The sequence below is a fragment of the Paraburkholderia aspalathi genome (genome assembly GCF_900116445.1).
In the GTDB taxonomy this organism is placed as follows: domain Bacteria; phylum Pseudomonadota; class Gammaproteobacteria; order Burkholderiales; family Burkholderiaceae; genus Paraburkholderia; species Paraburkholderia aspalathi.
Genome location: NZ_FPBH01000045.1, coordinates 22,515 through 34,883 on the forward strand (window position 1 = coordinate 22,515; position 12,369 = coordinate 34,883).

The 12,369-nt window shown below is 62.1% G+C and carries 11 protein-coding genes and 1 pseudogene; 6 read left to right on the forward strand and 6 right to left on the reverse strand.

Annotation, left to right across the window (positions count from 1 at the left end):
• Positions 1–31 precede the first annotated feature (31 nt).
• Positions 32–1,024, forward strand: coding sequence for a hypothetical protein (locus tag BM438_RS40245; RefSeq protein WP_244179572.1), 993 nt, complete (start codon positions 32–34; stop codon positions 1,022–1,024).
• Between the two features lie 42 nt (positions 1,025–1,066).
• On the forward strand, positions 1,067–1,567 hold the full coding sequence (locus BM438_RS40250; RefSeq protein ID WP_244179573.1) for a response regulator: 501 nt from the start codon (positions 1,067–1,069) through the stop codon (positions 1,565–1,567).
• 145 nt (positions 1,568–1,712) lie between these two features.
• On the opposite strand, the gene BM438_RS40255 is transcribed toward BM438_RS40250, so the two are convergent.
• From BM438_RS40255 to BM438_RS40270, 4 genes are all read right to left on the reverse strand, one after another.
• Positions 1,713–2,378, reverse strand: a complete 666-nt coding sequence (locus BM438_RS40255) for a protein-L-isoaspartate(D-aspartate) O-methyltransferase (RefSeq protein WP_093646267.1) — start codon at positions 2,376–2,378, stop codon at positions 1,713–1,715.
• 149 nt (positions 2,379–2,527) lie between these two features.
• The gene (locus BM438_RS40260) at positions 2,528–2,953 is read right to left on the reverse strand and encodes a CBS domain-containing protein (RefSeq protein ID WP_093646269.1); all 426 of its coding nucleotides are present in this window, start codon (positions 2,951–2,953) and stop codon (positions 2,528–2,530) included.
• Positions 2,954–3,141: 188 nt separating this feature from the next.
• A complete protein-coding gene (locus tag BM438_RS40265) occupies positions 3,142–3,333 on the reverse strand; it encodes a DUF3008 family protein (RefSeq protein ID WP_093646272.1) in 192 nt (63 codons plus the stop codon).
• Between the two features lie 140 nt (positions 3,334–3,473).
• Positions 3,474–4,658: an acyltransferase family protein gene (locus BM438_RS40270; RefSeq protein WP_093646274.1), complete on the reverse strand. Its 1,185-nt coding sequence runs from the start codon at positions 4,656–4,658 to the stop codon at positions 3,474–3,476.
• A 413-nt stretch (positions 4,659–5,071) separates the two neighbouring features.
• On the opposite strand from BM438_RS40270, the gene BM438_RS40275 reads away from it, so the two are divergent.
• Positions 5,072–6,790 carry a SulP family inorganic anion transporter gene (locus tag BM438_RS40275; RefSeq protein WP_244179574.1) on the forward strand — a complete coding sequence of 573 codons (1,719 nt, stop codon included), beginning with the start codon at positions 5,072–5,074 and terminating at the stop codon, positions 6,788–6,790.
• A 372-nt stretch (positions 6,791–7,162) separates the two neighbouring features.
• On the opposite strand, the gene BM438_RS40280 is transcribed toward BM438_RS40275, so the two are convergent.
• Positions 7,163–7,417 (reverse strand): hypothetical protein, encoded by a 255-nt coding sequence (locus BM438_RS40280; protein ID WP_093646279.1) that lies wholly within the window; start codon positions 7,415–7,417, stop codon positions 7,163–7,165.
• A gap of 810 nt (positions 7,418–8,227) precedes the next feature.
• Here BM438_RS40280 and BM438_RS40290 point away from each other — a divergent pair.
• From BM438_RS40290 to BM438_RS40300, 3 genes and pseudogenes are all read left to right on the forward strand, one after another.
• A pseudogene (locus BM438_RS40290) lies at positions 8,228–10,056 on the forward strand (ABC transporter ATP-binding protein).
• Positions 10,057–10,584: 528 nt separating this feature from the next.
• Entirely contained in the window at positions 10,585–10,806 is a 222-nt protein-coding gene (locus BM438_RS40295) for a hypothetical protein (protein WP_093646284.1), read from the forward strand.
• 385 nt (positions 10,807–11,191) lie between these two features.
• On the forward strand, positions 11,192–11,827 hold the full coding sequence (locus BM438_RS40300; protein WP_093646286.1) for a 2OG-Fe(II) oxygenase: 636 nt from the start codon (positions 11,192–11,194) through the stop codon (positions 11,825–11,827).
• Between the two features lie 294 nt (positions 11,828–12,121).
• On the opposite strand, the gene BM438_RS40305 is transcribed toward BM438_RS40300, so the two are convergent.
• Entirely contained in the window at positions 12,122–12,274 is a 153-nt protein-coding gene (locus BM438_RS40305) for a hypothetical protein (protein ID WP_244179575.1), read from the reverse strand.
• Positions 12,275–12,369 lie beyond the last annotated feature (95 nt).

Sequence of the window (12,369 nt, forward strand, 5' to 3'; positions counted from 1 at the left end):
CCGCGCATTTTGCGCAGACTCCAGGAGCCACGTGATTCTTTTTCCTTGCACCCTCATCTATGTGGATGTCGATGCGAAGCCGGGTCCCAACGCAACGAATCGCGATCCGCTGTCGTACGTGAGCCAGGCGGTCTGCCTGAACAACAGCTTGCGACGGATTGGCATGCCGATGCTGACGATCGTAACGAACGAACCTGCGTTGGTCGCGACGCGGCTCAGAAAGATCGCGCCAGAGAACGGCCCAGCGGTGACGGCGCTCACGGCTACGATTGAGTTGCCGAAGGACACAGCGTTCTATGCTGCACATTTCAAACTGGACCTGATGGACCAGGTCGCCGCGACGTTGCCCGACGACACCATGATGCTGCTGCTCGATGCCGACATGGTGGCCATGCATCCGCTCGACCGAAATATGGTCGGACGATGCGCTGAAGCGGGGTTAGGTGCGTTCGATATTTCAGATCAGGTATTTTCGGCGTACGGCAGTGAACGGGTCGTTGCGGATCTGGAAATCGCGGCGGGGCGGCGCCTCAGAAATCCGCGTTGGTACGGTGGCGAGTTTCTGCTCGCAACACCGGCCGCATTGCGCCAGCTGGTGGTGCGCGCGCGGGGCAGTTGCGCGCGCTATATTAACGAAAGCGCGCGCGTGAAACATCACGGCGACGAAATCTTTATTTCCGCGGCACTCAATGCGTTGGTCGACGAAGGGCAGGGGCTAGTCGAAGTCGGTGCCTACCAGGCAGTCGGCCGTCATTGGCCCGGCAACAACTACCGCGAACTGAGGTGGTTTCGCCGCTGCGCGTTTATCCATTTACCCGGCGGTAAGGCGCTGCTTGAAAAACAGGCTCACTATGCCGAATTCGCACCCGAGCGTTTCTGGCGCCATCTGTGGGTCGCGCATTTGCGTGGCCGGGCGCGCCACGCGATTAAAAGGATCACCGGTGGGACCGACAACGGGTGGCTGGCCCCACAGTCTGGTTATGCTGCAGCGCTAATCGCACGTCTGATCGCCTGGGTACGATAGGCAAAAGAACGACAAAGCCCGCTGGATTCCGGTCAGGCAGTCGTGAAGCATCTGGTGACCGCACACAACGGCACCGTCACGATTGCAAGCGCTGGTGAAGGCCAGGGGACAGAAGTCATCCTGCAACCCCCGATTGTCTGCAAAAGGACGAGCAAGGTGCCCATGACCGCGAGGCGCACAATGGCGTCAATGCGCATCCTTCTCGTCGACGACAGCGCGGACGCCACGGAGGCGCTGGGCACGTTGCTGGAACTGGACGGGCACGAAGTGAAACGGGCACAGAAGGGACCCGGCGCACTTCGGATCGTGGAGTCATTCACCCCGGACGTTGCCCTGATCGATATCAGCATGCCCCGCATGGACGGTGCTGCACTTGCGCAGCTGCTCCGGCTGCGGGCGCAATGCTCGCAGACGAAGCTCGTGGCATTGACGGGCTACGCCAACAGCGCCAGCAGACTCCTGAGCGACGAACGGGTATTTGACGATCACCTCACCAAGCCGCTATCGCTCGATGACCTCGCAGAGGCTCTACAACCTTCGTAGGGTCGGGTAGCCGTCAGTCCGCCTCTACCGCAGCGATCGTGTGTGCAGCTTCTGAACATGCGCGGGCGTCGCAGCCTGCTCATGGACAGATGCGTCAGACGTATCCTTCCCAGAGGCTTCGGATGATGTCTGCGCCCGCGCTGACTCACCGCCCTGCGACGTCGCCCCAACCCTGAGCACCAATCAACGGTACAAAACGCACAAGGTCGAGCATTTCCTCGTGGTAAGTTGTGCTGCTGTCGCGAGTCAGCCGGATCAGCCGCTGATGTTCCGGATCCGGCCCCACCGGCATTACGAGCCGGCCGCCGATCTCGAGTTGCGCGCTCCACGCGGGCGGCACGCCCGGGCCGGACGCGGTGGCGATGATTGCATCGAACGGCGCGCGCTGCGGCAGCCCGAGTGTGCCGTCTGCGGCGTAGACGTTCACGTTGTTGTAGCCGAGCGCGGTCAACCGGACGCGGGCGTTTTCAGCCAGTTGCGGATGACGCTCGACCGTATCGACGTGGGCGAGCATTTCCGCGAGTACGGCCGCCGCGTAACCGGAACCCGTACCGATTTCCAGTACACGGTCGTCCGGCTCGAGCCGCGCCGCTTCCAGCATCAGCGCGACGATGAACGGTTGAGTGATGGTCTGGCCGGCTCCGATCGGAAGGGCTGCGTCCGCATAGGCAAATTCGCGCAGATCGGGACTCAGAAATGCCTCGCGCGGCACGCGCCGCATCGCGTCGAGAATGCGCGGCTCCGCGATGCCGCGCGCGAGCAGTTGCCGCTCGACCATTGTTTCGCGCGGCTCCGCCAAATCTTCATGCACTGTTTTTCTCCCTCCTTGCGTAGTGGCTCGCTATCCCGCGGGCCGCATAACCATACATAACCATAGCTTGGAAAATGCCAGAAGACGCAATCAGAAAAATGCGGCAGGCGTGCCTTTCCGGGTACGCCCCGGCAAATCTCCGTCGTTTCTCAGCGAACCCGCACGGACTGCCGCGAGGTCGGTCCAGGCGCATCGCCAGTGTCCTTGTCTGCCCACGTAGCGAGGTCGCCGAGCGACACGATACCCACCAGTTCCTGGTCGCGATTCACAACCGGCAGGCGACTGATCTGCTCCGCCTGCATCGTCTCGCGAACCGTATCCACGTCATCGTACTCGTAGCAGCGCTTGACGTTGCGCGTACACACTTCGCTCACGACGGTATGAGCGTTCTTCCCCTGCGAAACGCCACGAAACAGGACGTCCCGGTCGGTCACCATGCCGACCAGCACATTCGAATCACACACGGGAATCGCGCTGACATCGAGGGCGTGCATCAATTCCGCGGCACGCTGCATGCTGTCGGCTGGCGCAAGCTTGACGGGGACCCTTGTCATGATTTCCGATACAGCAACCATCGCATTCTCCCAGGCAGTTTTGCGCGGCGCGCGTCGGACAAGTCTTCACGATTGCCCCCGGATCCGCGCAGACATTTGATAAACAGGATCGCGGCTGCCGGCTCATGCGCCGAAACTGCTCCCGGAGGCGTTCTCGCCACTGACCGCTCCTACCGCCGGATTGCGGCTCACACGCCTGGCAGACTCTTTTATTCCGATTTTGATTTATGGGTTGGTTTGTCTTTCTGGCTGGTCGATGCAAATTCTTCAAGCTGTTCCTTGCTCATCGACTCATACATCGATTTCGCCGCACCCTTGAGTTCTGCTTCCGGTTTCTCCCCTTTCTTTGCGGCCAGCGCCACTCCGGCGGCCATCTGTTGCGCTTTCGATTTCGCAGGCATTTGATCCTCCCCTGGAAGTTAAAAGATGAGCTATAAATCCACTGACACACCTGTCGCGGACGACCCTCCTACCTGGCAGCAACTAACGTGCCTCAAGCGTCTCTGCACGTATACGTCATCACGCCACCTCGCCGAGACCGTCACGCCCGGCTACTCCGGTGAAAGCGCCGGTCGACATGTGCGAGGATGCAGCGCGACAGACGCGTCGCGCGTCCCTGAATCATCCGGTCGGAGACGCGCGAGAACACATACGACGCGGCGAGTACTGCCAGCACCGTCGTGACGAAGAGCACAAGCGACGTCTCCCGGCCGCTCTGCCCGAACGCGCCCTCGAAAAAGTGCAGCGTCGCGTAGATGCAGATGAAGTGCCACAGGTAGATGCCGTAGCTTTCGCGGCCCAGTGCGTCAGCACAGCGGCGGAAGTACGCACCGCGCGCATCGTCGCCTGGCGCGAGGCGGCTGCGCGAGCAGACGAATAGCAGAAACGCGACTGCGCTGCATGCGGCGAGGACCGGCGCGAGTTCATGTGCTTTCGCGAGCCACACGCCAAGCGTCGCCGTCGCGAGCGCGAAACCTGAGGCGAGCAAAAAAATCAGCCACGCTGTGCGCCGCGTCACGCTGGATACGCCCGTCAGATGCGGGCGGAACGCGTACCACGCCCACATTCCCACGATGAAGCAAGGCCCTTGCACGGGCGGCCAGAAATAGCTGAACGAGTTGTTCGTCACATGACAGTCGAGCGTGCCGTGACAGTCGCCGATTGACAAGGCGATGACTGACAGTGCCAGCAGGAACGCTGTCGCGATCAGCAACCGCGTGCGGTTCATCGCGACAAAAAACAGCAGCGGCGCGATCAGATAGAACAGCATCTCGACACCGATCGACCACCCTCCCGGCACCACGTTGTTGATCGCGGTCGGCGACAGCGCATGCAGAAACAGCACGTTGAGCAGGATATCCGTTGCGCCGTGGGCGCCGAGCACCCATGCGGGCTCGTAGCCTGACCGTGTCGCGCAGTAACTGATCAGTCCATACACGACGATCGCGGCGTAATACATTGGGGCAATGCGAAAGAAACGTTTGATATAGAAACGCAATGTAACGTGCCGTGCGCCCGTGCAACGTCTCTGGTCCACTTCAAGCGTCATGAAAATCGTGATCGCGCTGATTACAAAGAACAGCTGCACGCCGTATTGGCCCATGCGTGCCAGCAGCGTGACGCTGTGCGGCAGATTGGGAAACTGGAACGACAGGTGTACTGCAACGACACCGACGATCGCGAGCGCCCGACCGGCGTCGAGCGCGGCAACACGTCCTTTTTCCATCGATACGTCCTCCTCGCGGTTCGTGCCGCCCGATCAGGCGGCCGCGAGCTTCGTGGACAAAGCGCGGTTGGCGGAAGTTCCTGTTTTTTTGCTACGAGATCGTGGACGGCGACACGCGCGATTCGATCGATGGTGCCACGACGCATCGCCGTGAATGTCGATGATCCGCGACGACCCGAAGTCATATAGCGTCCAACCCATCCGCGATGGTCGGTTCATGCGATCATCAGCAATGGCTCGACGAACTGTTCGCATCCGTTTTCATTTTCCTTGCCGGGGACCCGAGGCCGCGCTTCGCGGTTGCGGGGTGGATCACTGCGAGCCGCATTTCCGATCACCAGCCGCTCCGGTTCGAACCGCGCTGCCCCGTGAAACCCGACACCAGTAACCCCGGGCGGCCATCGAATCACGCCGTGCGTATCGTATCGCGCTGGGTCAACGGGCTTGCTGTGGCACGGAACTACCGGCTTGCATGGCTGCCCCACGACGCGGTGGCGGGTCTCAGCCTCAGCGCCGTCCTCGTGCCGGCGGGGATGGCCTACGCGGAGGCTGCCGGTTTGCCCGCCGTATCCGGGCTCTATGCGTCGTTTGCGGCGCTGCTTGCCTACGCCCTTTTCGGCCCGAGCCGGATCCTCGTGCTGGGTCCGGATTCCGCGTTAGTCGCGCTGATCGCCGCAAGCATCGCGCCGCTTGCGCACGGCAATACGGAGAACGCGCTTGCCCTCGCGGGCGGTCTCGCCCTACTGTCCGGCGCGATCTGCATGGTGGTCGGCATGCTTAAGCTGGGCTTCGTCACCGAACTGCTTTCGCTGCCGATCCGCTACGGCTATCTCAACGGCATCGTGCTGACGATCGTACTCGGACAAACACCCAAGCTTCTGGGCTTCCCGGTGCACGGCGCTTCATTCCTGCAGCAGGCGCGCGAACTCGTGAGCGGCGTCGTCGCGGGCAAGACTGACGAACTGGCCGTTACGATCGGCGTGGCGGCGCTCGTCGTGATCCTGGGCTGCAGGCGCTACTTGCCGAAGGTGCCCGGAGTGCTGATCGCGGTCGCGGGCGCGTCAGTTGCGGTCACCGCGCTGGATCTCGCGCAGCGCTTCGGGCTGGCGGTCGTCGGCGACGTCCCGCAAGGGCTGCCGGCGCTGCGTATTCCGGCGCTCGCACTCAACGAATGGGTGGCGCTTCTCGGCGGCGCTGCCGCCGTCGCGCTCGTCTCGTTCACCGATATCAGCATCCTGTCACGTACCTATGAGGCGCGCAGCGGGGATACAGTCGATCGCAACCAGGAATTCGTCGCGCTCGGGCTCGCGAATATCGCGGCGGGCATCGCGCATGGGTTCGCCGTGAGCGCGAGCGGTTCGCGCACACCGGTCGCGGAGGCGGCGGGGGCGAAGACGCAGGCGACAGGTGTCGTCGCCGCGCTGATCGTCGCGGGGCTGTTGCTGTTCGCTCCAAAGGCGCTGCGTAACACACCGCAGGCAGCGCTTGCCGCGGTCGTTATCGCCGCCTGTCTCGGTCTGCTCGAAGTGCGCGGCGTGTGGCGGCTTTATCGACTAAGGCCGGGCGAGTTCGTACAATCGATCGCCTGTCTGGCCGGTGTCGCGATGATCGGGGTCGTAAACGGCATCGGCGTTGCGCTTGCGCTCGCGGTTCTTGGATTCCTCTGGCGCGGGTGGCGTCCGTATTCCGCTGTGCTGGGCCGCATCGATCAGATCAAGGGCTATCACGATGTCGCCCGCCATCCGGAAGCCCGCCGCATTCCCGGGCTCGTCCTGCTGCGATGGGATGCGCCGCTCTTCTTCGCAAACACGGAGATTTTTCGCGAGCGCATGTTGCAGGCAGTGCGCGAAGCGCCGACGAAAACCGCGTGGATCGTGATCGCAGCTGAACCGGTGACAGACGTCGACCTCAGCGCCGCCGACACGCTCGCCCGACTCCATGACGAACTGCTCGCATTGAACGTGACGCTGTGCTTCGCGGAACTGAAGGGACCTGTGAAGGACAGCCTGAAACATTACGGCCTGTTCGGGATGATCGGCGAGCAACACTTCTTTCCTACTGTCGGGCAGGCGGTGAACCGCTATCTGGAGTCACATACGGTTGAATGGCGCGACTGGGAGGATGAGGCGTAGGTGTGTCGCGCTAGCAAGGCGGTGTGGTATTTATGCCGCTGTACGTGGTGCGTCGGTTGCGAGTTGCCTCGTTGGGCCTCCAGTTCGGTGACGACATCGTAACAGGTGCTCCAGTAAGCAGATGGCGCGAGTATCCGGTGGCAGGATGAATCGTGCATTCAAATGTCTTCACGAACGGGCGTTCCCGCGGCGGCAAATGGCCGAAGGACCGCTCGCGCGGTAAGGGCTCCGGTCAGGCGCTGGCCGTCAGTCTCGCTATCTCGCGAATTCAGGATGCGGATCAGGCCAGTCTCACCATTCGCTGGATTCCATTGCGACCCCAAGCATCGTCATCAGAACGCGCTGAGCGTTAAAGCGAATCCCTGGACCGGCCTATTTCGCGTTCGCCGCACTGGCGGGCAGGTTTCTTATGATTTTGTCGTTGGTCGGCTTGTCCGGATTCTTTACGGGCATGTTGTCAGGATTGGTCGCGCTCGCTGCGCCTGAAGCCGCCGCGGGCGGCGGTTTCGCCATCGGGTTTTCCGGTTGTGGCGCGACGGCCTGGGCCTGCGCCGTGGCCGCGAAGGCTGTCGAGATCAGGAGCACGAAGGCCGTACCGGGCCCCGCGAATGCGTGACGAGGCTTCATCGACTTCTCCAGATTGTTCTTTTCCTGCCCGTCGCGAAACGCGTGCCCGACTCGTGCCGTCGCAGAATGGCCGGGACCAAAGAGGGCACTCGGATGCTGGCATCGCAATCCTTTGAATCATAGTCGTTTCTTCGACAAAACCGCCGACGCTTTTCGCACGAAGACTACGGCCGCTACATGCGGAGATGCCACGTTCCTGGTATTGCGGTTGGTCGGGGACTATCCTTTCTGTTTGAGACCGGGTTTTTTGAGGCTGCCATGGCAATGGCTAACGTCGGGCGATATGTGGTTGTGACGAAGGAGCGATACGAGCGGGACGCATGGCGATCGGAATGCTCCGTTGGCATCGACGACCCCGCCCTCGCGAACGTTCTGTTCCGCGAAGGTGATTGCAGTCCGCCATTCGACGGCCCCGAAGAAGCCGCGAGGTCAGCGCTCCAGCGCGGGGTTGACTTTGCCCGGTCGCTCGGCGACCCCGAGGTGATCGGATTGCTGATACTGCACTCCTAGATCCGCCGTTCGGCTCGCTGGGTCTTACGGTGATAGTCACCCGGCGGGTGAATGTTTCACCTTCTGCCGGAATTTCACCAGCAGAAAGTTGAACCGTGTCTGTGAACATCGCTGCTGCGCCGGCCAACGAACTGGCCCGCGTCGCCTGGGCCGTGCTCGCCAGGGGAGAAACCTATGGTCCAGCCTGAATCCCCGCGTTCCCGTGGCGGGAGTGGTTCAATCGGGTATCGCCTGTCGGCGGCAGTCCATCCGATCGTGCACGCACGCTTGACGCTCCGGTAAGCCAGGGAGCGTCAAGCGATGCAACTTGCAGATGATACCGACATGAGTCGTGCTGGCCGCGTGCGCCGGCGCAGGCGCACGCGTGAGATCGCCAGGTATGCCGGCAAGCCGATCAGGCTGCTGTGGCGCTATGTTGGCCGGCGCAAGCTGGCGCACGCCATCGTGCTCGCAAGCGTTCTCGCTGCGGTGGGCTGCGCGTTGGCGTCGCAGTATGGACTCAGGAATCTCATCGATGCGTTGCCGGCCGGGCGCGCGCATCCGGCCACGGTAATTCGGGCCTTCCTGGTGCTGGTCGTGCTGGTCTTCGCCGACAATCTCTTCTGGCGGGTCGGAGGCTGGTTCGCCGCGCGCGCGTTTGTCGCTGTGACGGGCGACATCAGACAGGAAATGTTCGGCTATCTGACGACCCACTCCCCGGGGTTTTTCGCTGACAGGCAACCCGGGGTTCTCTCGAGCCGGGTCTCAGCCACTGCCAACGCCGTGTACGTCATCGAAAACACCATCGCATGGACCGCACTGCCCCCATGCCTGACGATAGCGGGGGCCATTGCCGTGGTCGCCGCGGTCAGCGTGCCGATGAGCCTCGCGCTCGTCGCAATTTCGGCAGGGCTCGCCTTCGGCCTGTTCCTGCTTGCGCGCAGGGGCACGGCCCGGCATCAGGCGTTCGCCGCACGAGCGGCATCGGTCGACGGCGAACTGGTTGACGTCATCGGCAACATGGGTCTCGTGCGGATGTTCTGCGCCGTGCCCCTGGAGCGCCAACGGCTTGACGGGCATCTGGAAATGGAAAGCACCGCCCGCACGCAGAGTCTGCTTTACCTCGAAAAGCTGCGGATGCAGCACTCCATTGCCACCGCCGCGCTCTCTGCAGCGCTGCTGGGCTGGACCCTGTGGCTGTGGAGTGCGGGTCGCGCGACAACGGGTGACGTGGTGCTGGTCGGCTCCCTCGGCTTTGCGATACTTCATGGCACCCGTGATCTGGCGGTGGCGCTGGTCGATCTGACCCAGCACGTCGCCCGTCTCGGCGAGGCCTCGGCGACCTTGCTGATACCACACACAATGACGGAGCGCAGCCACGCAGCACCTCTTCAGGTACAGGAAGCGACGCTGGATCTCGAAAACGTGACCTTCGCGTATTCTGGCCGCAGGCAGGTTCTCAGCGGACTCAACCTGCACATCCGCGCCGGCGAGCACGTAGGTCTGATCGGTCCGTCCGGCGCCGGCAAATCGACTATCTTCGCCTTGATCCAGCACTTTTACGAACGGCATCCGGCTGCGTGCGCATTTCGGGACAGGATATCTCGCACGTCACCCTGCAAAGTCTGCAGTCCGCGATTTCGGTCGTACCACAGGACCCCTCGCTGTTTCACCGCTCCCTGCTGGATAACATCCGCTACGGTTGCCAGGACGCGAGCGAAACCGACGTGCGCCGCGCCTGCGGGGACGCAAACTGCCTGGAGTTTCTCGTCGCCATGCCGGAGGGACTCAACACGATCGCGGGCGACCGCGGCACGAAACTCTCAGGCGGCCAGCGGCAGCAGATCGCCATTGCGCGCGCCATTCTCAGGGACTCGCCGATCCTGTTGCTCGACGAAGCGACCTCAGCGCTCGACACCGCATCCGAGCTTGCAATCCAGTCAGCACTGGAACGGTTGATGAAAAACCGTACTGTCATCGCAATTGCCCACCGCCTGTCCACCCTGCAGACCTTCGACCGCATTGTGGTGATCAATCGGGGCCACGTGGTTCAGGATGGTTCTCCGGCCGAGCTGGCGGCCATGCCGGGCATCTATCGCGATACGCTAGCGCGCCAGCGCAGGCGTGTACTGGCCCCCGATGTTTGCTGACCACGAGCCGCGTGGCTGCGCCGCGGTCCCGTCTCACTGCCCGGCCGGGAGCACGAGAGAAAATCACCGCCAATGTGTCATCGCGAGTTCGACGATCTCATCGCGCGGTCACCATGATCGCGCAGCATGAACAGCCGCCCCCTCCGCCTGCGCAAGCTCCACCTCGGGTGGGATCCCATTGGGCGAGAAAGGGTACGGTCGAACCGAGCCGCATACCCTGAGCCAACCACTCTCCAACGGAATTGTAAACGTGTTTCAAGGCGACCGCTTCTACCGAGCGCTCTACGAGTTCACCCAACATCTGAACGCCAAACGCCAGGCAACGACGAAACAATCGTGCACAGTTGTTCCCTGTCCGAATAACGTATGGCAGCTCGCACCTGCGGCGTCCCGCAGTGATCCCACTCGCGCCGGAGTCGATACCGGCAAGCGCCGCAGTCAGTGATGTGCGCACCGCGCTCGCCAGCGCGGCCGTGATGGGTCGGGTATTGCATGCTACGATTCTTGGGAAGTACAAGGGAGCCCGCTGTGGAAGATGAGATCTATGCAACTCACACGCATCTGGCGCGAGTTCGCGTGATGAAGACGGTCACAGGCTCTTATCGGGGCATCGTGCATCTGCGGCGAGTGGGCGCTGAACCTGAGTCCGACGATCCACACGAAACAGAACAGGAATTCGTGCGTGAGGATCAGGCGCGAGATGCAGCGCGCGCTCTTGCCAGCAAGTTGCTTCAAGAGCACGAGTTCTGAATTACGGCGTCACCTCCCCGATCCTCCACAGCGGGCGAGGCGTCGAAAACGGCGATGGAGGCAGCCATGTGGACCTGCCGAAACTGCAATGCGCGGTTCGCCTCCGATGAGGTCAAGCCCCAAATCGACGACGAAGGATTTTTTTCATTTGTCCTGGCTGCGACTACCGGAACAAGCTGGCGGACATAGGTCGAGACGCAGCAGGGCGCCCGCAGCTGGTCCAGCGCGACGACGAGTGGAGCACCCTTTCGGTCGTGAAGTTCGACTACAAAGTGTTCCGCATCGACGCGTCGCATCTTTGGCTCAGATCAAGCCCCCTTGCCGATACCCGCCCCGGACGGCCCTTTGAATTTCCACACAGCACCTTCGTTCGAAGGAACAGGCAGTGACCGGATCACACCCGCCGGCGCGTTTCGATGCACCCGCAGATGAACAGCATCGACGTATCGTGGATGCCATTCATGATCATGGCTGGTCGGAACAGGACAATTTTTTCCCGGCGGATTTGACGCTCGCGCTGGCGTCGGAATGTGCAGCGCTTGCGACGGCCGGGACGCTCACCTTGGCGCTTGTCGGCCAGGGCGCGGCACGTTCTCTCCAGCCCGATGTGCGCGGCGACCGGATTCAGTGGCTGAAGGCGGGCCGGTCCGAAGCCTGCGACCGGTATCTCGCGATCATGGAAATGCTGCGCATTGCGTTGAATCGCAGGCTCTTTATGGGACTCGATGAATACGAAAGCCACTTCGCATACTACGCCCCGGGCGCTTCGTATCAGCGACACCGCGATCAATTTCGCGATGACGATAGCCGCACGGTGTCCGTCATCGTCTATCTGAATGCGGACTGGCTGCCTGAGCACGGCGGTGCGTTGCGGCTACACCCTGAAGGTTTGAGCACGCAGGACATCTCGCCCGTCGGCAGCCGGCTCGCAGTGTTTCTATCCGCCGACATGCTGCACGAAGTATTGCCTGCTACGCGCGACCGCATGTCGCTCACGGGATGGTTTAGACGCCGATCATGATCTTCCAGGCCGTCCGGGGACCCGATCGTTTCGGCGCTTGACGTCGGTCGCGCAAATTCAATGAATTGGCAGACACGAAATAATTTTCGTCAAGGACAGCACCGTGCGCGGAAGCGAGTCAAATACAACTCGAAGTTTTAAGTATGGCTCCGCCGTCCAGATGGACGACCATGGTCCGACAAGGTACCTGTATGACCTTCAGACGGTCGACTTCTCGCATGTTCAATGTCACCGTGCTGTTGGACACATGGCCGACTCCGAAATCTCGCAACGGGCCGACTAGCATGCCAGCGTTCAAAAACACGGCATTTCTACATAGTCTTCCACCAGCCGCCCGATCGCACCCTGCGTCAGATGCAGCAGCGCCCGCATGTCGCGGATCACGAACGACAGACGCGGCTGCTGTGCTCCGATGCGCTGGCCGTCGAGCGCCACGGAACAGGGCAACGGCAGGGCCGGCGATCTGCTGTTCCGCGGGCGAACGCAAGAGACTCGATAGCGTCATGGCGTGTACTCCTCGCAGCAACGTGGTACGTCATGCT

What these genes read in the sequence shown, in the direction of transcription:
- BM438_RS40270 (WP_093646274.1), bottom strand. Translation starts at nt 4,658, where the DNA reads ATGGAAAAAGGACGTGTTGCCGCGCTCGACGCCGGTCGGGCGCTCGCG.
- BM438_RS40280 (WP_093646279.1), bottom strand. Translation starts at nt 7,417, where the DNA reads ATGAAGCCTCGTCACGCATTCGCGGGGCCCGGTACGGCCTTCGTGCTC.
- BM438_RS40260 (WP_093646269.1), bottom strand. Translation starts at nt 2,953, where the DNA reads ATGGTTGCTGTATCGGAAATCATGACAAGGGTCCCCGTCAAGCTTGCG.
- BM438_RS40265 (WP_093646272.1), bottom strand. Translation starts at nt 3,333, where the DNA reads ATGCCTGCGAAATCGAAAGCGCAACAGATGGCCGCCGGAGTGGCGCTG.